Source organism: Bradyrhizobium sp. JR4.1 (genome assembly GCF_040548605.1).
GTDB lineage: Bacteria > Pseudomonadota > Alphaproteobacteria > Rhizobiales > Xanthobacteraceae > Bradyrhizobium > Bradyrhizobium canariense.
This window is the reverse complement of record NZ_JBEPRY010000005.1, coordinates 18675-37114: the sequence shown is the minus strand read 5'-3', so window position 1 is coordinate 37114 and position 18440 is coordinate 18675. Positions and strand designations below refer to the sequence as shown.

At 63.3% G+C, this 18440-nt stretch carries 19 protein-coding genes and 1 tRNA gene; 17 read left to right on the top strand and 3 right to left on the bottom strand.

Annotation, left to right across the window (positions count from 1 at the left end; translation table 11 throughout):
* Window positions 1–308 precede the first annotated feature (308 nt).
* From ABIB90_RS13655 to ABIB90_RS13620, 8 genes are all read left to right on the top strand, one after another.
* Window positions 309–1466, top strand: a complete 1158-nt coding sequence (locus tag ABIB90_RS13655; protein WP_007603083.1) for a thiolase family protein — start codon at window positions 309–311, stop codon at window positions 1464–1466.
* A complete protein-coding gene (locus tag ABIB90_RS13650) occupies window positions 1466–1855 on the top strand; it encodes a Zn-ribbon domain-containing OB-fold protein (RefSeq protein WP_007603084.1) in 390 nt (129 codons plus the stop codon). The genes ABIB90_RS13655 and ABIB90_RS13650 overlap by 1 nt, the downstream gene beginning before the upstream one ends.
* Before the next feature lie 214 nt (window positions 1856–2069).
* Window positions 2070–2930, top strand: coding sequence for a MaoC family dehydratase (locus ABIB90_RS13645; protein ID WP_007603085.1), 861 nt, complete (start codon window positions 2070–2072; stop codon window positions 2928–2930).
* A gap of 182 nt (window positions 2931–3112) precedes the next feature.
* Window positions 3113–3991 (top strand): SDR family oxidoreductase, encoded by an 879-nt coding sequence (locus ABIB90_RS13640; RefSeq protein ID WP_007603086.1) that lies wholly within the window; start codon window positions 3113–3115, stop codon window positions 3989–3991.
* A gap of 28 nt (window positions 3992–4019) precedes the next feature.
* Complete coding sequence (locus ABIB90_RS13635; RefSeq protein WP_007603087.1) at window positions 4020–4973, top strand: dihydrodipicolinate synthase family protein; 954 nt, start codon at window positions 4020–4022, stop codon at window positions 4971–4973.
* 4 nt (window positions 4974–4977) lie between these two features.
* Window positions 4978–5793 (top strand): NUDIX hydrolase, encoded by an 816-nt coding sequence (locus ABIB90_RS13630; RefSeq protein WP_354200881.1) that lies wholly within the window; start codon window positions 4978–4980, stop codon window positions 5791–5793.
* An 80-nt stretch (window positions 5794–5873) separates the two neighbouring features.
* Complete coding sequence (locus tag ABIB90_RS13625) at window positions 5874–6788, top strand: DMT family transporter (RefSeq protein WP_354200880.1); 915 nt, start codon at window positions 5874–5876, stop codon at window positions 6786–6788.
* A gap of 125 nt (window positions 6789–6913) precedes the next feature.
* Window positions 6914–9601, top strand: a complete 2688-nt coding sequence (locus ABIB90_RS13620; protein ID WP_219684073.1) for a PAS domain S-box protein — start codon at window positions 6914–6916, stop codon at window positions 9599–9601.
* A gap of 97 nt (window positions 9602–9698) precedes the next feature.
* Here ABIB90_RS13620 and ABIB90_RS13615 read toward each other — a convergent pair whose 3' ends face one another.
* The gene (locus tag ABIB90_RS13615; protein WP_354200879.1) at window positions 9699–10049 is read right to left on the bottom strand and encodes a GrlR family regulatory protein; all 351 of its coding nucleotides are present in this window, start codon (window positions 10047–10049) and stop codon (window positions 9699–9701) included.
* Window positions 10050–10305: 256 nt separating this feature from the next.
* Here ABIB90_RS13615 and ABIB90_RS13610 point away from each other — a divergent pair, with 256 nt between their 5' ends.
* Entirely contained in the window at window positions 10306–10803 is a 498-nt protein-coding gene (locus ABIB90_RS13610) for a hypothetical protein (protein ID WP_354200878.1), read from the top strand.
* Between the two features lie 49 nt (window positions 10804–10852).
* Here the strand turns inward: ABIB90_RS13610 and ABIB90_RS13605 are convergent, their stop codons facing one another.
* Window positions 10853–11236 carry a VOC family protein gene (locus ABIB90_RS13605; protein WP_354200877.1) on the bottom strand — a complete coding sequence of 128 codons (384 nt, stop codon included), beginning with the start codon at window positions 11234–11236 and terminating at the stop codon, window positions 10853–10855.
* Between the two features lie 178 nt (window positions 11237–11414).
* Here ABIB90_RS13605 and ABIB90_RS13600 point away from each other — a divergent pair, with 178 nt between their 5' ends.
* The 8 genes from ABIB90_RS13600 (at window position 11415) to ABIB90_RS13565 (ending at window position 16821) form a co-directional block, all read left to right on the top strand.
* The gene (locus tag ABIB90_RS13600; RefSeq protein ID WP_354129514.1) at window positions 11415–11984 is read left to right on the top strand and encodes a hypothetical protein; all 570 of its coding nucleotides are present in this window, start codon (window positions 11415–11417) and stop codon (window positions 11982–11984) included.
* Window positions 11985–12145: 161 nt separating this feature from the next.
* Complete coding sequence (locus tag ABIB90_RS13595; RefSeq protein WP_354200875.1) at window positions 12146–12691, top strand: hypothetical protein; 546 nt, start codon at window positions 12146–12148, stop codon at window positions 12689–12691.
* Between the two features lie 151 nt (window positions 12692–12842).
* Window positions 12843–12919 (top strand) — tRNA-Arg (locus tag ABIB90_RS13590).
* A gap of 308 nt (window positions 12920–13227) precedes the next feature.
* A complete protein-coding gene (locus ABIB90_RS13585; protein ID WP_354200874.1) occupies window positions 13228–13482 on the top strand; it encodes a helix-turn-helix domain-containing protein in 255 nt (84 codons plus the stop codon).
* Window positions 13479–13715: a hypothetical protein gene (locus ABIB90_RS13580; protein WP_354200873.1), complete on the top strand. Its 237-nt coding sequence runs from the start codon at window positions 13479–13481 to the stop codon at window positions 13713–13715. The genes ABIB90_RS13585 and ABIB90_RS13580 overlap by 4 nt, the downstream gene beginning before the upstream one ends.
* An 81-nt stretch (window positions 13716–13796) precedes the next feature.
* Window positions 13797–14348, top strand: a complete 552-nt coding sequence (locus tag ABIB90_RS13575) for an RNA polymerase sigma factor (RefSeq protein ID WP_354200872.1) — start codon at window positions 13797–13799, stop codon at window positions 14346–14348.
* A gap of 10 nt (window positions 14349–14358) precedes the next feature.
* Window positions 14359–14559, top strand: coding sequence for a hypothetical protein (locus ABIB90_RS13570; RefSeq protein ID WP_354200871.1), 201 nt, complete (start codon window positions 14359–14361; stop codon window positions 14557–14559).
* Window positions 14560–16821, top strand: coding sequence for an AAA family ATPase (locus ABIB90_RS13565; protein ID WP_354200870.1), 2262 nt, complete (start codon window positions 14560–14562; stop codon window positions 16819–16821).
* Here ABIB90_RS13565 and ABIB90_RS13560 read toward each other — a convergent pair.
* Window positions 16813–17688 carry a hypothetical protein gene (locus ABIB90_RS13560; RefSeq protein ID WP_354200869.1) on the bottom strand — a complete coding sequence of 292 codons (876 nt, stop codon included), beginning with the start codon at window positions 17686–17688 and terminating at the stop codon, window positions 16813–16815. The two genes, ABIB90_RS13565 and ABIB90_RS13560, sit on opposite strands and share 9 nt — an antisense overlap.
* Window positions 17689–18440 lie beyond the last annotated feature (752 nt).

Below are 18440 nucleotides of genomic sequence, written 5' to 3'. Positions count from 1 at the left end.
CGCAGAAAAGTGTGTTCCGATAAAACGAAACCGCTTGTGCCGTCGGGCAAAACACCTTTAGGGTTCTGCCCGTCGTTCCCGTCATTGCGAGCGTAGCGAAGCAATCCAGAAATGCGTCCGCGGAAAGATTCCTGGATTGCTTCGCTGCGCTCGCGTGACGATTCCGGAAGCAGAGGCCCTCCCACCGCACCTCGGCCATTTGCGCGAACCCGCTGCTCTCTCGCCCGGCGGAATATTTCCGCGCTTGCCAACAGGGCAGCAGCGGTTCAGAAAAAACTGGAAGTGAGAAACGCCAGCGGAGACCTTATTTGACCATCAAGGGCAAAGCCTACATTGCCGGGATCTACGAACACCCGACCCGGCATGCGCCGGACAAATCCACCGCCCAGCTCCATGCCGAGGTCGCCAAGGGCGCGATCGAGGATGCCGGGCTCAGCAAGGACGATGTCGACGGCTATTTCTGCGCGGGCGACGCCCCGGGCGGCGCCTGGCCGATGGTCGATTATCTCGGCCTGAACACCAAGAAACTCCGCCATGTCGATTCCACCGAGACCGGCGGCTGCTCCTACATCATCCATCTCGGCCACGCCGCCGAAGCGATCGCCGCGGGCAAGTGCTCGGTCGCGCTGATCACGCTGGCCGGCAAGCCGCGTACCGGCGCGATGCCGCCGCGCGCGGCCGGCGCCGAGGCCGATTTCGAGACGGCTTACGGCGCGACCACGCACAATGCCTACGGCATGTGTGCCATGCGTCACATGCACGACTACGGCACCACCAGCGAGCAGCTCGCCTGGATCAAGGTCGCGGCCTCGCACCACGCGCAATACAATCCGCATGCGATGCTCAAGGACGTCGTCACCGTCGAGGACGTCCTGAACTCGCCGATGATCTCCGATCCCTTGCATCGCATGGATTGCTGCGTCGTCTCCGACGGCGGTGGCGCGCTGATCGTGACCACGCCCGAGATCGCAAAAAGTCTGAAGAAGCCGCTGGTCAGACTGATTGGCCACGGCGAGGCGATGAAGGGCCCGCGCGGCGGCAAGGATCTCGACCTCACTTACTCCGCCGGCATCTGGTCCGGCCCGCGTGCCTTCGAGGAAGCCGGCATCACGCCGAAGGACATCAAATACGCCTCGATCTACGACAGCTTCACCATCACCGTCTTGATGCAGCTCGAAGACCTCGGCTTCTGCAAGAAAGGCGAGGGCGGCAAGTTCGTCGCCGACGGCAATCTGATCTCGGGCGTCGGCAAGCTGCCGTTCAACACCGACGGCGGTGGCCTCTGCAGCAACCATCCCGTCAACCGCGGCGGCATGACCAAGATCCTCGAGGCCGTGCGGCAGCTGCGCGGCGAGGCGCATCCGAAGGTGCAGGTCAAGAATTGCGATCTCGCCATCGCCCACGGCACCGGCGGGCTTCTCGGTGTCCGCCACGCCGCCTCGACTGCGATTCTGGAGCGCGTGTGATGAGCGAAGCCAAGAAATATCCGGCCCCGGTGACGAACCCTGAGACAGCGGCGTTCTGGGACGCGGCCAAAGAGGGCAAGTTCATGATCAAGCGCTGCACCGCCTGCGGCGAAGCGCATTACTTCCCCCGCGCGATCTGCCCGTTCTGCTACTCCGACAAGACGGTGTGGGAGGAGTCTTCGGGCGAAGGCACGATCTACACTTACAGCTTGATGCGGAAGTCGCCGACCGGTCCTTACGCGATCGGCTACGTCACGCTGAAGGAGGGGCCGTCGCTCCAGACCAATTTCGTCGATTGCGATCTGACGACGTTGAAGATCGGCCAGAAGGTGAAGGTGGTGTTCAAGCCGACGGACGGGGCGCCGCTGCCGTTCTTCACGCCGGCGTAGTAGGCGCGGCGAGTTCTTCCCTTCTCCCCTTGTGGGGGAAGGTGGCGCGAAGCGCCGGATGAGGGGTATCTCTCCACAGAGAGATTGTTCGATGAGGAGCGAACCCCTCACCCAAACGAGTTTGTTGCGGGCACCTTGTAGCCCTCTCCCACAAGGGGAGAGGGCGCAACAATGGGCGCCGCTCAGCTGAAGCTGCCGGGAGGAAACAACAAAAATGTCCGCCAGATACGACGAACTCAAAGGCCTCAAGAACCTCGGCCAGAAATATGCCTACACCGACCGCGAAGTGATGCTCTATGCCTACGGTATCGGCCTCGGCGCCGATCCGATGGACGAAAACGAGCTCGCCTTCGTCAACGAGGGCACGCTGACACCGCGACCGCTCAAGGTGGTGCCGACCTTTGCGTCCGTTGCGGCGTGGGGCGCGGGTCCGGGCGAGATGAACCTCAACCGCGTGATGGTGGTCGACGGCGAGCGCGACATCACCTTCCACCAGCCGCTGCCGGTCGCCGCGCACATCACCGCCGATTCCTCCGTTGTCGAAGTCTACGATAAAGGCAAGGACAAGGGCGTCGTCATCAGCCACCAGACCGTGCTCAAGAACGAGAAGGGCGAGAAGCTGGCAACGCTGGTCGCCTCGCGCTTCGCCCGCGGCGACGGCGGCTTTGGCGGGCCGAACCTGACCCAGCCGGATCCGCACAAGATCCCGTCGCGCGCACCCGACACGACCATCGACATCGTGACGCGTCCCGACCAGGCGCTGGTCTATCGCCTCTGCGGCGACCGCAACCCGCTGCACTCCGACCCTGAGTTCGCGAAGAAAGCCGGCTTCCCGCGTCCGATCCTGCACGGCATGTGCACCTACGGCATCACCTGCCGCGGCGTGCTCCAGACCTATGCCGACTACGATGCCTCCGCCTTCCGCCAGCACGTCGCGCGGTTCTCCTCGCCGGTCTATCCCGGCGAGACCGTGACCATGGACCTCTGGAAGGACGGCAGCGTGATCTCGTTCGAAGCCAAGGTGAAGTCGCGCGGCGTCACCGTGATCAAGAACGGCAAGACGGTGTTGGGTTAGCAACACGCGACGGCCGTCGTCTCCCTCGCCCCGCACTTGCGGGGAGAGGGCGGGGTGAGGGGCTCTCACCACGAGCCGAGACGGTATTGAGACCTGTACCCCCTCACCCGGATCGCAAGGGCGATCCGACCTCTCCCCGCAAGCGGGGCGAGGTAAGAAAAACAAAACCAGGGAGAGCCACCATGGGACTACTCGACGGGAAGGTTGCGCTGATCACCGGCGCGGGCGGGGGGCTCGGTGAGGCCTACGCGAAGCTGTTCGCGCGGGAAGGGGCCTCCGTCGTCGTCAACGACCTCGGCGGGCCCCGTGACGGCTCCGGCGCCGACACATCGATGGCGCAGCTCGTGGTGGATGCGATCAAGGCCGAAGGCGGCAAGGCCGTTGCCAATCGCGCCGACATCTCCACGATGGAAGGCGGCCAGTCGGTGTTCGACGACGCCATCAAGCATTTCGGCCGCGCCGACATCCTCGTCAACAATGCCGGCATTCTGCGCGACCAGACCTTCGCCAAGGCCTCTGAGTCCGACTGGGACAAGGTCATTAAGGTGCATCTGAAGGGCACCTTTTGTTGCACCATGCCGGTGTTTCGCTGGATGCGGGAAAACGGCGGCGGCGTCATCGTCAACACCTCCTCGACCTCGGGCCTGATCGGCAATTTCGGCCAGAGCAATTACGGCGCGGCCAAAGGGGGCATCTGGGGCCTGTCCAACGTGCTGGCGATCGAGGGGCGCAAATACAACATCCGGATCTGGACGCTTGCGCCGGGCGCGCTGACCCGCATGACCGCAGACCTGCCCCGCTATAAGGAGAACCCCGGTGCGGCGCTGGGGCCGGACGGCATCGCGCCGGCCGTGCTATACATGGTCAGCGATTTGTCGGGCGACCAGACCGGCAAGGTGTTGGGCGTGTCCGGGCCCCGCGGCGTGCGCGAAATGCGGATGATGGAAATGGACGGCTGGAAGCCGCCGCACACGGGCTGGAACGCCCAGGACATCGCCGATCATGCCAAGGAGATCTTCTTCTCCGAAGAGCAGATCAAGATGGGGGCGCGGCGGTTTTAGCCATCGACAGAGAGAAACAAGGACAACGATGAAGCTCACCGCCGACGCCAAGGGCACCTTCGCAATCGCGCCGACGCCGTTCCACGATGACGGCCGGATCGACGAGCGCTCGATCGACCGCCTGACCGATTTCTACGAGGAGGTCGGCTGCGACGGCGTCACGGTGCTGGGGATCCTCGGTGAGGCGCCGAAGCTCGATGCCGCCGAGGCCGAGCAGGTGGCGGTACGCTTCGTCAAGCGCGCCAAGAAGATGCAGGTGATCGTCGGCGTCTCCGCGCCGGGTTTTGCCACCATGCGCTCGCTGGCGAAGGCCTCGATGGAGGCCGGTGCAGCCGGTGTGATGATCGCGCCGCCGCCGTCGTTGCGGACCGACGACCAGATCATCGGCTATTACAAGCAGGCGGCCGATGCCATCGGCCCCGACGTGCCCTGGGTGCTCCAGGACTATCCGCTGACCTTGTCGGTGGTGTTCACCCCCGCCGTGATCCGCAAGATCGTCACCGACAATCCGAACTGCGTCATGCTCAAGCACGAGGACTGGCCGGGGCTGGAAAAGATCTCGACGCTGCGCAATTTCCAGAAGGACGGCTCGCTGCGGCCGCTCTCGATCCTCTGCGGCAATGGCGGGCTCTTTCTGGACTTCGAGATGGAGCGCGGCGCCGACGGCGCCATGACCGGCTATGCCTTCCCCGAGCTTCTGATCGACGTCGTGCGACTTTCGAAGGAAGGCAAGCGCGACGCCGCGCATGATCTGTTCGACGCGCATCTGCCGCTGATCCGCTATGAACAGCAGCCCGGCGCGGGCCTTGCCGTGCGCAAATACGTGCTGCAGAAACGCGGCATCATCGCCTCCAGCGCCCAGCGCAAGCCCGGCGCCACCATCACGCCGACGGCGAAGGCAGAGGTCGAGTACCTGCTGTCGCGAGTCGCCCGCGTCGACAAGCGCGCAAATCTCGGCTCGCAATCCAGCGCGGCAGGTTAATCGAATGGCCGAGGCATCAGCATCACGCCCTGCGTCGACGATCCTCCTGCTGCGCGACGGCGCGAAGGTCGACGGCAAGAGCCGCGACGAAATTGAAGTCTTCATGATGGTCCGCCATCATCAGATCGAGTTCAATTCGGGCGCGCTGGTGTTTCCCGGCGGCAGCGTCGATGCCGGCGATCAGGAGATCGTCGCCCGCTCCGATCTGTATTCGGGCGGCGAGGGACTGAGTGAAGCGGACCGCGGATTTCGGATCGCCGCGATCCGCGAGACCTTTGAGGAAAGCGGGATCCTGCTGGCGCGGTCGAAGGATTCCGGCACGCCGGTGGATGCCTGGCGAGCCGGTGAGATCGCCGATGCGCATCGCGTCGCGCTCAACGAGCACAAGATCAGCTTCCTGAGCATTCTGGCCGATAACGGGCTCCAGCTCGCGCTCGATACGCTGGTGCCTTACGCGCACTGGATCACGCCCGAGGGGATGCCAAAACGTTTCGACACCTGGTTCTTCCTTGCGGCAGCGCCGCCCGACCAGCTCGGCGCGCATGACGGCCGGGAGTCGACCGATTCGATCTGGGTCTCGCCGCGCGAGGCGGTGGAGGGAGGCGAGAGCGGCCGCTTCAAGCTGCCGTTCCCGACCACGCGCAATCTGATCCGGCTCGCCAAGCAGGGAAGCGTGAGCGCGGCGCTGGAGCACGCCCGCGGCATGTCCGTCGTGACGGTGATGCCTGTCATGACCAAGACCGAAACCGGCCGTCAGCTCCGCATTCCCCGCGAGGCCGGCTATGACGGCGAGGTGTTCGAGGTCGGGGCGCTCGGCTAGAACACTTCGACACACAACGAAGTATCGGCGAGGGCAGACGCGCTAGGTTCCGTCCCTGACAACGGGATCGAGCGCGCGACATGGACAACCGACAGGACAACAACATTGCCGTCGAGCTGGCGTTGCTGCTCGCGCTGGCGACGCTGTGGGGCGGCTCCTACACCTTCATCAAGCTCGGCGTCGCCACCATTCCGCCGATCACGCTGATCGCGGCGCGCACCACGATTGCGGGCCTCCTGCTGCTCGCGATCATGTGGGCGCGAGGCATCAGGGTGCCGACGGATGCCGCGACCTGGCAACGCTTCGCCTTCCAGGCCGTGCTCAACAGCGTGATCCCCTGGACGTTGATCGCCTGGGGCGAGCGGCACGTCGATGCCGCGCTCGCGACCATCCTCAACTCGGCCGGCCCGATCTTCACCTTCCTGCTCACGGCCCTAGTGACGCGTCACGAGGCGACGACACCGCGAAAGCTGGTTGGCGTGGTTGCCGGCATGGCCGGCATCCTGCTGATCGTCGGCGTCGACGCCGTCCATGATGTCGGAAGCGGCCTCGTCGCGGAGGCCGCTATCGTTGCCGCCACCATCTGCTACGCCTGCGCCGCGATCTTCGGCCGCAGCTTCAAGGGCCTCGATCCCATGGCGCCCGCGGCCGGCTCGCTGCTGGCGGGGGCGGCGGCGCTGGTCCCGGCCTCGCTCATCGTCGAGCAGCCCTGGACACTGTCGCCCTCGCTGAGTTCCGTGCTGGCGCTGCTCGCGCTGGCGACATTCTCGACCGCCGCGGCCTTCGTGATCTATTTCCGCCTGATCCAGACCCTGGGCTCGGTCGGCACCACGGCGCAGGCTTATCTCCGCATGCCCATCGGGGTTGCCATCAGCGTCGCCTTCCTCGGCGAGAGCCTGAGCCGGACCGCCTGGATCGGCCTTGCCTGCGTCGTTCTCGGCGTCGCCGCCATGACCATCCCGGCCCGGCGGCCGGCCGACGTCAAAACGTCATAAAGCCGAGGCGGCGGGGGTCCGGCAGGGCTGCAATATTAAGGATATTCGGCGGCGAGACGCATGTTCCCCCGGGACCGCAATACGTCGTATATTGGAGCTCCAATAGCCGGGTCCTCACATCACCAATGTCCGCCGAATTGACGCCGACCCCTGAGAAAAAGCGAACATTCTCGCTCTCCATCGGCCAGCTCACGTTCGGCAGCTTCCTTCTGGTGCTGGCGGTGATCATCGTCACCTCGACCGCGAGCGTGATCGCGATCCGGCACATCGACACGACCTTTGCCGAGCTGCAGCGGCTGCAGAGCGTCGGCGACCTCGCCGAGGACATCGACCGCCGCATGAACGAGCTGCGGCTCGCCGCGCGCGACTTCGTCACCGATCCCGGCGCCGGCATCCAGTTCAAGCAGGTGGGCGAGGCGGCCTCGACGCTCAGCGACATCCTGAAGAAGACCCGCATCGAGCTCGTGCCCGAGCAGCAGGACATGATCGACGGCGTCAGCGAGCGGCTTGCGACCTATCGCAGCGGGCTGGAGCGGATCTCGACGCTGATCGACCGCCGCGCCCAGCTGCTTGCCGGCCTGCCGCCGCTCCGTGACCAGTTCGACGCGGCTGTCTCTGGCACTGCGGACCGAGAGCTGGCGTCCCGCTTGTCGGAAGCGCAGAGCCGGATCGCGCTCGGGTTGCTTGCGCGCAACCCGTCTGCGGCTGAGCAGGCGGCGCAGAGCATGCGAGCGATGGGCGTCACTGATCCCAAGCTCAGATCGGCCGTCAACGACTACGCCGAGGCGATCATCGCGGTCGCTGTCCGTGAACGGCAGATCGCCGACATCGATCGCGAGGTGCTGGGAACCGAGGGCCGGCTGATCGGCCGCGTCACCGAATTGCTGCGCGAGGTCAGCGCCCGGCGCGGTCACGTGCTGTCGCGCGACTTTGCCCGTACGCTGACGGAGGCGCGCTGGCAGAGCATCGTGCTCGGTACCATCGGTGTGCTGATCGGTATTCTCGCGGCCGGCTTCGTGGTGCGGCGGACAGTCCGTCCGCTCGCCCAGATCGCGCGGTCGATCCGCGCGCTCGCAGCCGGCGAGAAGAACACCTCGATCCCGTCCGCCGATCTCGACAATGAGATTGGCGACATCGCGCGGGCGGCCGAAGTGTTCCGCCGCGCGCTGGAGGAGGCCGACACGGCGCGCGAGGCGGCGGTGCGCGCACTGACCGAGCAGCGCCTCGCCGAAGAGAGCTACCGGAAACTGTTCGAGGGCTCGGTCGATGGCATCTATGTCACGACGCCGGCCGGCGACCTCCTCAATGCCAATCCGGCGCTGGCGCGGATGATGGGCTACGACAGCCCGCAGCAGCTGATCGACAGCATCAACGACATCGCCCACACAATCTACGTCAATCCCGAGGCGCGCGTCGAATATCAGCGGCTGATGGCACGCGACGGCATGGTGCGCGAGTTTGAGTACCAGGTGCGCCAGCGCGGCGGCGACATCCTGTGGCTGTCCGACAGTGCCACCGGCGTCCGCGACGAGGCGGGCAACATCGTCCGCTACGAGGGCACGCTGCGCGACATCACCGACCAGAAGCGCGCGGAAGACGCCATCGCCGAAGGACGGCGCCTGCTCCAGCAGGTCATCGACACCGTGCCCGCGGTGATCAACGTCAAGGACCGCGACCTGCGCTACGTGCTGATGAACCGCTACATGGCCGGCATCTTCGGAATCGAGCCTGGCGATGCGCTCGGCCGCACTACGGCCGACCTGATGTCGCGCTACGGCGCGGCCAAGTCCGACGAGAGCGACAAGCGCGTGCTGACGCTGCGGAAAGGCCTCGGCTTCTACGAAGAGGAGTACATCGATGCTTCCGGCCACATGCGGCAATGGCTCGTCAACAAGCTGCCGCTGCTCGATGCCGAAGGCGAGATCGAGCGGATCGTGACCGTGGCGCTCGACATCGGCGAGCGCAAGCGCGGCGAGCAGGAGATGCGGAAAGCCAAAGAATCCGCCGAGACCGCGCTGCGCAATCTGCGCGAGACCCAGGCCTCGCTGATCGAGGCGGAGAAGCTGGCGGCGCTCGGGCGCCTCGTCGCCGGCGTCGCCCACGAAGTCAACAATCCCGTCGGCATCAGCCTCACGGTCGCCTCCGCGCTGGAGCGCAAGACCGCGATGTTCACCGCCGAGGTCGAGCGTGGCGAGCTGCGCCGCTCCACGCTCAACGACTTTCTCCATACCAGCCGCGACGCGTCCTCGCAGCTCGTCTCCAATCTCAACCGCGCCGCCGAGCTGATCCAGTCGTTCAAGCAGGTTGCCGCCGACCGCAACTATTCGGACCAGCGCAGCTTCGATCTCGGTGACCTCACCGAGCAGGTGGTGATGAGTCTGCGGCCGGGCCTGCGCAAGCACAATCTGACGCTCAACGTCGAGTGCCAGCCTGATCTGACCATGAACAGCTATCCTGGACCGTACGGGCAGGTGCTCACCAATCTGTTTCTCAACGCGGTGGCGCACGCCTTCCCGGACGGTCGGCCGGGGACCATCGACATCCAGGTGCGCGAGTCCGGCAAGGACAATGTCGAAATCATCTTCTCCGACAATGGCTGCGGCATGTCGCTCGACGTCCGCCGCCGTGCCTTCGATCCGTTCTTCACGACGCGGCGCGACCAGGGCGGCACCGGCCTCGGGCTGCACATCGTCTACAGCATCGTCACGAACAGGCTCGGTGGACGGCTCGATCTGGATTCCGAACCGGGCAGCGGCACACGCATCCAGATCATCCTGCCGCGCGTGGCGCCGCTCGAGCAGGCCGCGGAATAGCTCGAGCATTTCGAGCGAAGTAGATGCCGGTTCGCGTGAAGAAAGCGCGTCGAAACAACAATCAGAGCTTCGGTCGATTCAATTAAAACCCGAAGTTCTAGTCGGCCTCTGCAAGCTTGTGCAGCGTTGCGCCGAAAATCTGGCTGGCCTTGCCGACCAGCGCGGTGCCCGTCATGTCCCCGCGCGTGTCCGTGAAGGTGCCGCTGACGCCGATGCCGACCGCGGCAGGCCCGCCGAACAGCGGATTGTCGTCGCCCCGCGGCGAGGTGTGACGCTGGACCAGCACCTCACCCTTGAAGGTGTTGTCCTTCACCGTGTAGCTGCCGGTGTAATAGAGGTAGGCATCGCCGCCAAGAATCTTGCCGTCGCGAAAAAGAATCACGCCGCTGCCCTTGCCGACCCGACCATCGAGCAGGTTCACGTGAATCGAATAGAGGCCGTTCTTCATAACGTCCCGAGGCCGGCCGCCATCGCCCAATGGCGTAACCGGTAGGCATTTATGCCAAAGCGCATGCGGCCGCGCAACGCGGGAGTTTGGCCGCCGGCCTTGCGAGCCTGTCCGTGAGCCGTAGTTGTCCCGGCTTGTCTATGACACCGCCATGACGGTCTGATCATGAAGCGAGGCCAGTCGTTGCGAATCAAGTTGGCCCGCGAAATGCATAACCATTGTTGCACTGGCCGCGGGGTGCTGGAGCAAGACAAACGTGAGCAACTGGATCGATTCCGGCGGCGAGGAGCCGCGTCTGTACAGTGTGCGTCCCACGATTTGCGAAACACGACAACAGCGGATTGGCGGCGCGGTACGCTGGCGAACCGTGGCGAGCCTCGCTTGCGCCCTGGCCCTGATCGCACTCGCAGCCCCCTTCGGGCACGCGCGCGACCGCGGCCAGTTCGTCAACACCAATGCCGAATTGAAGGCCTGGTTCGACGGACTGCGAAGCGGCAAGGGGCCTTGCTGCTCCGATGCAGACGGCTCGGCACTCTCGGACACCGACTGGGACAGCAAGGACGGGCACTATCGGGTCCGCGTCCCGCGCTATGGCTACGTGATCGACGGCCGACCGCAGGAGCTCGTCTGGGTCGAGGTGCCAGAGGAGGCCGTGATCTCGGAGCCGAACCGGGTGGGACGCACCATGGTCTGGCCGATCTACGGCTACATGGGCGTCGCCATCCGCTGCTTCATGCCCGGCAGCATGACTTAGGCGCGCGGGGCCGCACGTCGCCCGGTGCGCCGATGCGGCGCGCGCCGTGTCAGGTATATTTCTTGTCGCGCTCGAGCAGCTCGATGGAGATGCCTTCGGGGCCGCGGATGAAGCAGATGCGCACGCCGGGGCGGATCGTGGTCGGTTCGCGCGTGAAGGTGACGCCCTTGGCCTTGATCTCGGCGGCGACGGCGTCGATGTCCTTCACCGTGAGACCGAAATGGTCGAGCCCCTGATGCGGGTGCGGCGGCGGCGGGTTGAGCGCGTTGTCGCCCTCGAGTGGCGCAATGAAGATCCTTGCGCCTCCAAGATTCACGTCGATCCGTCCGGGCGCTTGCACGATCTCGCCACCAAGGATGTCCCGCAGCCAGGCCGCCGTGGCCTCCGGATCGGGGCTGCGCAGATGGACGTGATCCCAAGTGACGACTGGCATTTCATGTTCTCCCGACGGGTCTTGATGTTGCAGCGCATGTTAGCGGCCTCGGCCGGTGACCGCCACCGCTCTTGCCGACTCGCCAGTGCGCGGGAACCTTAGTTCGTCTTCCGGATTAAGGTAAGCAGTGGCGGAATCCGTTGTCTAACGTGCTTCCGCCGCGAACGGTGAGGCAACCATGAACGCTGGGTTTGACCGCATCGGGTTAGGGCGTTTCGCCGGGACCGGCGAACGACTGGCGCGGGCGGTGACGATCGCGAGCGTTTCAGTTGGGCGAGGCCTGCTGTGGCTGTTGGCGGCCATCATCGTCGGTTGCGGCGTCTGGATGCTGCTCCCTGTTTCCAGAGGCAACAGTGCCGAACCGGTGAGGTCTGACGTGGCAGCGGTCGAGACGGCGCCTTTGGGCGATGCGGCCGCCCCGTCGTCGCCTTCCGAAGCTCAGATTCCGACAATGGCAGAACTCGGTCGGATCAGGATTTCATCTCAGACCTGGCGCCGCGGCGGCCTTGGCTCGAAGGCGCTGGTGACGCTCACGCTCCGCAACGACAATGACTATGCCGTAAAGGATGTCGAGATCGTCTGCGCTTTTGCGCGGCGCGATGGCAGTCATCTCACCGACCGCAGCCGCGTTCTGGCTGATACGGTCGGCATGAAGAGCCGCAAGACTTTTGCGCGCATTCCTGTCGGCTTCGTCAACGTGAATGCCGATCAGGCGAAGTGTTCGCTTGTGGCAGCACGCCGGACCTAAGGCCGGCATTTTCCGGTAGCGGAAAAGTTACTGTCCTGGGGGCTTGGGCAAAAAACTTGGCGTCGCCATTTGAACCGAACGGCTGGGCCAGGAACCAATTAAATGATCGCCCGTTAAGGCGGAGAGCCCACGCGGGGATGCGACGGGCGGAGCGTGGCCAAATGCCCATTTTTCGGTATTTCTTCTTTGTCGGTGGAGCCTTGCTCGCACTGCTGTTCGCGGCGAACTCCGTTCTGCCGACTTCGCCTGTGACGCAGGCTGTCGCAACCGCAAGCAACGAACAGCCTTTGATCCGGATCCGGTCCGATCGCCACCTGCCGGAGCTCGTCGTTCTCGACACCAGTCAGCCGACGCTTGCCGCCCCTGCGGTGAAGATCGCCGCCGTCGCGGCTCCCCAGCCGCCCGTGGAGAGCATGTCTCCGGCTTTGGCCGAGATATCAGCCAAGGCACGGGTCCGCGAGACGTTCGCCCAATTCACGCCGGCCGCGAAGGCCAATACCGCTGCCGCCAAGAGGACCGAAGCCAAGACGCAAATTCAGCCGCAAGTTCAGGCGCAGGCCCAGCTTCCTCAGGCCCAGCCCCCTCGGACCCCGGCGCAGCAGCCCAAGCGCAAGGTCGCCAGAACGCGTCCGATGCCGCAGCAAGGTGGGCCGATGATGGTGATGGCGCAGCAGCCGCATTTCGGCTTCTTCAACAGCACTTGGTAAGAGCGGGTCCGACCCTTCTCGAATCCGGCGGGAAGGGCTTTTTATTGGCCGGCCTCTCTGCTAATTCGAACCCATCCGAACGTCGTCCGGCCTGCTGGCTCGCCAGCAGCGATCTGGGGCGTCTCGGTTGCGGCCCATTGCCTGGGCCAGGGCGCTCGTAGCTCAGCTGGATAGAGCATCGGATTTCGATTCCGAGGGTCGGGAGTTCGAATCTCTCCGAGCGCGCCAATAAAATCAATCACTTAATGGCTACCGCTGACTTCTGAAATTATCTCCGGGAAACCGTGGGGAAACTTTGTGACGCCTTGCTCAGCGGCGTCCGGCGCCGTCTACAGCCATCTTCGTCCACCAAAAATAATTTCCAAATGGCTTGGCGAAAAAATCGACGGAACAGCCCGTCTTGAGCTTTAACGATCTGTAGGCGCCCACCAACCAGCCTCTGAGGGGGTAGGGGGTACAGCGGCGCTCCTTTTTTACGACCCATCAACCCGAACAACTCGCAACGCGCTGCGCTGCGAGGGCAGGAGACTTGTGCCATGTCGTCTTCACCGGCCGCCGTCCGGCCGTCCTTTTCCGAGCGCCACGTCGATAAGCGTAGCCCCGCCGCCCTCGCGGGTGAGGCCGCCCTGACCATCGATGAGGTCTGCACCGCACTCAGAGTAAGCCGAGCCTGGCTCTATTCGCCGGCCGGGCGCGCCGTCGTCGGAAGTGGCTTCAAGCTGGGTGGTTCGCGCCGCTACCGTTCCAGCACGATTGCCGCCGTCCTCGCCAGTGAAGGGTGCGCCCAATGAGTGCCGCACGTATCGCCAAGCTCGAAGAGCTGCTTCGCCTGGATGCAGGCTTTCTGCCGATGCCCGCCAAGATCGGGGCTGTCCCGCTGCGTGATTGGTTGGAGACCTTCCGGAATGATCGGCGCCAAGCGCCCGCGACCATTGCGGCCCTGCTTGACCGTCCGTCTGAGGGGGCGAGCCTTCACCAAGTCGCCGTGACGCTTCTCGGTCGCCTGACCGTGCCCCAAGCCTAGCAGCCCGTCGACCGCGTCGCTCGCAGCTACGTTGCGGGCACGCGGAGCGGTCCGACCATATGCAATCACGGGACAGATTCCATGTCATCACCCATGACCCGACAGCATTTCGACTCCGAGCTAGTCCGCTGTCAACCGATACTCCGCACCGCAGCTCGCGGGCTGTGCGCCCGACAGCCGAACGCTGACGACACCGCGCAGGACCTTCTACAGGCCACATGTGTGCACGCGATTGAACGGCACGAGCAATTTTGCGGTGGCTCCGTCGTCGGTTGGCTTTACGCGCTAATGCGCAACCTGTTTCACGACTCCACCCGCAAGCTCGGGCGCGCCCGTAAGCGGGAGGTGCTTCAGGCCGACCTGCCGCGCGTCCAAGATCGCGACGACGTTGCCGAATACGACGCATTCCCTGACACGCAGGACCCTCACGCAACGTTGGAAATGAGCCAGATCGTCAGAACAATAGACCGCATGCCTGATCGAACGAAGAGCGCACTATTTGAGGCGGGCAAAGGGGCGACAAGCTCGGAGATCGCGGCATCGCTAGGGTTGACTGAGGCCCACGCGCGCAAACTGTTGGAGCGCGGTCGACTTACACTAAGGCTCACGCTCGGATGTCCGCTAGTCAGATAAGGGTTTAATCATGTCATCACCGAAAAGAGGTGTTGCGACGGCGAGGTTCACCGGGCGCGACGGCGAAGAGCTGACAGTGATTGTCCCCGCAGTTCTTCACGGCGATCAGCTATTTATCAGCGCCGACAACATGTCGACGCTACGCGTCACGATGCATGCCGCTGGTGTCGAAGACGCAGAACTGGAATTTTCTGAGTTGGAAGAGGTTTAGGTGACCGACTCGTCCGCATCAAAAATCGTTGCCTTCCCGGCCAACCGGGATGACGCTAGACGCGTGCAGAACAAGCACAACGCGATATTTCTCGCGCGCAACGGCATCCCCGTATTCCCTTCGAGCGGCAAGGTTCCGCTCGTAAAGCTGTACAATCGCCGCGATACCGAGATCAGCCCCGAGGATCGCGAAGCCGCCATCGAACAAGCGCGCGAAGAGGGAAACAAGTCGCTCACTGTGTTCGTCGGTGCGACGACCGATCCCGACATCGTCAAGCGTATGTGGCGTGCCCCCAATTGGGACGCGGTCCCGTCAATCGCATGCGGGCCTGCACGCCTGGTCGTGATTGACGCCGATATCAAGTTCAATGGCCCCGAGCTGATCGCAAAGCTATTCGAGGGACACGGCGGTGTGCCTGAAGGTGTGCAAGTCATCACGACGCAGTCAGGTGGCAAGCACTACATCTTCAGCGATCCCGACAACGCCTTCACGAACAGCGCTGGCGCGCTCAAGAAGCAGTACGGCTGCGACGTGCGCGGGCGCGGCGGCCAGTTCATTGCGCCTGGGTCCGTCCGTGAGGATGGCAAGCGCTATGGCGATCAGGCCGCGCTCCGGGCGTTCGTCGACGCGTACACAAACGGCAGCATACCGCCGTTGCCTGATTACATCGTTGAGTTGATCGGCTCTCCGTCCTCCGAGCTTAGCGACGATATCGCGCCCTCCAAAGAGCGCGAGGTCGTCAAACAGCTTGACCAGGCGAACGTCCCTGATTGGGAAGAACTGTGCACGCCGCTCGGGGAGTACGACTTTGACAAGCTGCAAGCCGAGAATAGCGAGTTCAAGTCGCTCTACGCCGATCCGAGCGCCGACTGTTCGGACAACCGCTTCAAAGCTGCCCGTCACGTTATGCGCGAATGGCCTGAAATGCCGGTGGAGCATCTCGCGTCCTTCTTTTCGGGGTGGGACGGCGCTGGCGCTCTCGTCGACGGCAAACCGCGATCAGGCGAGTACGACAACCGGCAGACCGCGCGCGAGTGGCTGAAGAATCAGGGCCTCAGCAAGTCGTCAACCGGCGAGGCGTTCGGCGCTGTCGTCGACGAAGACGATAGCCATGAAGACGTTCAGTCTGACAGCAAGGTAAGCCGACTTGGATCGCGCTTCACCTATATTGAGAGCCTGAGAGGCATTGTCCTTGATGCACTCGATTGGTGCGTCAAATACTTCGTGGCGCGCGGAACGACCTCTGTAGCTACGGGCTTGTGGGGCACCGGAAAGACGGCTGTCTTTTCGGACATCGGCTTGCACGTCGGGCACGGTTTTGATTGGCGTGGTCGAAAGGTCGCGAAAGGTGTTGTGATCTATGTCGCGCTCGAAAATTCGCAGGACGTTGAACGACGTGTTGCTACTTGGTGCGACAGGATGGAAAAGGCCGGGCGCGATCTGTCTGACGGCGCATTCGTTGTCTACCGGGGGCCGTGCCGTCTTTATGATCCTTCTGGCAAGCCTACGCAAGACGAGCGAGACCTAATTAAGGTCGCCAACATGGCCGCAGCTCACTACGGATTGCCCGTTGCCATGATCGTTATCGACACCCTGGCGCAAAGCATTATGCCCGGTAACGATAACGATGCGAAAGACGCCGGCATCTACACGGCTGCCATGCAGCGGATTGTCGCTGCGACTGGCGCTAACGTGACTGCGCTCGCGCATCCCACCAAATCGGGAGAGGGCGTACGGGGGAGCGGTGCACTTCAAGCAAACGTCGACACGGTGATTGAGATTGCGAAGGACAGCAGGGGGCTCGGTACGATCAAAGCCGGGTCGAAATATCGTATCGGCAATCCGGCCAAGGTGAACTTCAGATACCGGCTTCAGTCGCATACGGTCGGAGTTGATGAGGATGGGGACGAGATCAGCGTGGTCCTGGCCGACGATTTACCGGTCCTAGACCTGGCTGTCGACGACACCGAGGAAGCTCAGGTGCCGCCGTCGACTGACACCCCGGCCGATAAGCTCGCGGCGACGCTGCGTGTTTTCACCGAGCATGTTGAAGCCATTGCGGCCGACACGGGCGAGCGGGCCGGGGAGATCGGCCTGTCAAAGAAGGCGGTTCTTTGTGCGCTCAACGTAGACCGCAAACGTCGGGGGCTAGGCGAGATTAAAGACCCTACGGTAGTTACGCGGTTGTTGAGCAAACTGGTTGATAGCGGTGAGGTCGTTAAGTCGGGAGACAACAGGCGGACAGAGTACCGCTTAGTCTGACGCCTCCCTTGCTTTGAGTAATCGTGAAACGGCGGAGTTCAGTTCCGCTTCATTCTTTAGCGCTTGGCTAAGACGTTCGGCGAGTTCGACAAGAACGAGCCGAACGGCTTGCGCGAGTTCGAGGCATCGTTCGTCCGTATGTTCGTGCACGCCAGCACTTAGAGCTGAGTGGAGCAGAGTGAGTGGATTATGGGTATTGATCAAGATTGAGTCAGGTAGGCCGAGTTTCACGGACGATACTGCCTTGCTGAATTGAATCTCGCTCTTCGCTTCCTCCAGGGCAGCAATCGTTTCAGCCAATGCTCCCTGCTTTCGCGAGACCGCAATCATTTCATCAAGAATTTCATTCTTCTGGCTCTCCACGACTCGGCGATAGTACGCGAACGCACCAATGCCAAGTCCTTGGTTCTCACAGCGTCGCCCCTTCAGGAAATTAGCTCGCTGCTTTCCGAGCATCTTCAAGAGGCGATTTGGGACCGGGACTCCGAAGGGAGGCATCTCGCCATATTTGTACACCTCCGCCGCTTTAGCGGGCGCCGGAAGCATCCGAAGATGCAGAGAAAAGGTTTTTCGGAACCACCGGCAATTCGAACATTCGTAGCCGAGAAAAACGCTAGCCACGTCTCGTAGCTGTATTTCTTCTTCTTCCCCTCGAAACGTTCGTTCGCCGCCGCACTGCTCGCAATGGATCAGCAGCGGGGGCGCCTTGAGCTGGACATAGAACTCCAAGCCCTTTGACGCCTTGCTGAACCCCGGCGCTCCGACGCCCGTAACAAGTCGCGTTTGTCCGGGCGGAACGGTTTGGAGGAACTCGGCAAACGGCATCGTGTCCGGATCGGAAGGCGGCGCTGTCTGTTCGTCAGTCATTTTGAGCTTCTCGCTTAGTAACCGTGCAGCCCACCGTGCAGCCCTGCACCGTGCACGGTTGATGCACGGTTCGGCGCACGGTCATGCTGCACGGTTCGTGCACGGTCGGATGCACGGTTGTTCTATAAGACTATCAGACACTTAGCCAGACCGTGCAAGGACCGTGCATCAACCGTGCACTGAATTTCCCATCGACCGTGCACGTCTCTCCCTTCCCTAGAAGGGAGACGGCACGAAGGGCCGTTAAGAGTCTCAAGGCTGATGCGATGGGAAGCGCGGCTCCCTGTTCTCCCCTGGGGCTTTTCGGCGAACGGACTGCGAGCCGGGTGTTCCGCTCGGCGAACAATCTTTCAGACTGTCAGTCGGTCGGGCAGTCGGTAGTCAAACTTTTTCGGTCCCGTCTGTCACAAAGCGCCTCGCTGCGGCGTTTATACAGTATGGGGACCGCAATCCTCACCGCTTCCAAGCCGCGCGGGCAACGGCGTTAAAGAGCACCCGCAATGCTTCCCATCGCATGGGGAGCCCGCCTCTGAACCCGAGCTACAGTTTGATAGCTCCCCAGGGCAGGCCGCCGCACCGTGGCCCGAGCACGCTGATTCCACGCAGCTTGCCGGAACGGCAGAGCGAGAAAAGTCCGTGAGGGCTGCCGAACCCGAACCCCAGGGTACGTTAGGGGCAGTGAAGCGGTAAGGATTGAGGTCATCATTCAATAGGCGGAACTGGCGCTAGGCGCTGTCCGCCTCACGCCCCGC

Excerpts from the sequence above, each read along its gene's own strand:
- ABIB90_RS13600 (WP_354129514.1), top strand. The coding sequence starts at position 11,415 with ATGAACGCTGGGTTTGACCGCATCGGGTTAGGGCGTTTCGCCGGGACC.
- ABIB90_RS13620 (WP_219684073.1), top strand. The coding sequence starts at position 6,914 with ATGTCCGCCGAATTGACGCCGACCCCTGAGAAAAAGCGAACATTCTCG.
- ABIB90_RS13595 (WP_354200875.1), top strand. The coding sequence starts at position 12,146 with ATGCCCATTTTTCGGTATTTCTTCTTTGTCGGTGGAGCCTTGCTCGCA.
- ABIB90_RS13640 (WP_007603086.1), top strand. The coding sequence starts at position 3,113 with ATGGGACTACTCGACGGGAAGGTTGCGCTGATCACCGGCGCGGGCGGG.
- ABIB90_RS13630 (WP_354200881.1), top strand. The coding sequence starts at position 4,978 with ATGGCCGAGGCATCAGCATCACGCCCTGCGTCGACGATCCTCCTGCTG.
- ABIB90_RS13635 (WP_007603087.1), top strand. The coding sequence starts at position 4,020 with ATGAAGCTCACCGCCGACGCCAAGGGCACCTTCGCAATCGCGCCGACG.
- ABIB90_RS13625 (WP_354200880.1), top strand. The coding sequence starts at position 5,874 with ATGGACAACCGACAGGACAACAACATTGCCGTCGAGCTGGCGTTGCTG.
- ABIB90_RS13645 (WP_007603085.1), top strand. The coding sequence starts at position 2,070 with ATGTCCGCCAGATACGACGAACTCAAAGGCCTCAAGAACCTCGGCCAG.
- ABIB90_RS13585 (WP_354200874.1), top strand. The coding sequence starts at position 13,228 with ATGTCGTCTTCACCGGCCGCCGTCCGGCCGTCCTTTTCCGAGCGCCAC.
- ABIB90_RS13605 (WP_354200877.1), bottom strand. The coding sequence starts at position 11,236 with ATGCCAGTCGTCACTTGGGATCACGTCCATCTGCGCAGCCCCGATCCG.
- ABIB90_RS13580 (WP_354200873.1), top strand. The coding sequence starts at position 13,479 with ATGAGTGCCGCACGTATCGCCAAGCTCGAAGAGCTGCTTCGCCTGGAT.
- ABIB90_RS13650 (WP_007603084.1), top strand. The coding sequence starts at position 1,466 with ATGAGCGAAGCCAAGAAATATCCGGCCCCGGTGACGAACCCTGAGACA.
- ABIB90_RS13570 (WP_354200871.1), top strand. The coding sequence starts at position 14,359 with ATGTCATCACCGAAAAGAGGTGTTGCGACGGCGAGGTTCACCGGGCGC.
- ABIB90_RS13575 (WP_354200872.1), top strand. The coding sequence starts at position 13,797 with ATGTCATCACCCATGACCCGACAGCATTTCGACTCCGAGCTAGTCCGC.
- ABIB90_RS13615 (WP_354200879.1), bottom strand. The coding sequence starts at position 10,049 with ATGAAGAACGGCCTCTATTCGATTCACGTGAACCTGCTCGATGGTCGG.
- ABIB90_RS13560 (WP_354200869.1), bottom strand. The coding sequence starts at position 17,688 with ATGACTGACGAACAGACAGCGCCGCCTTCCGATCCGGACACGATGCCG.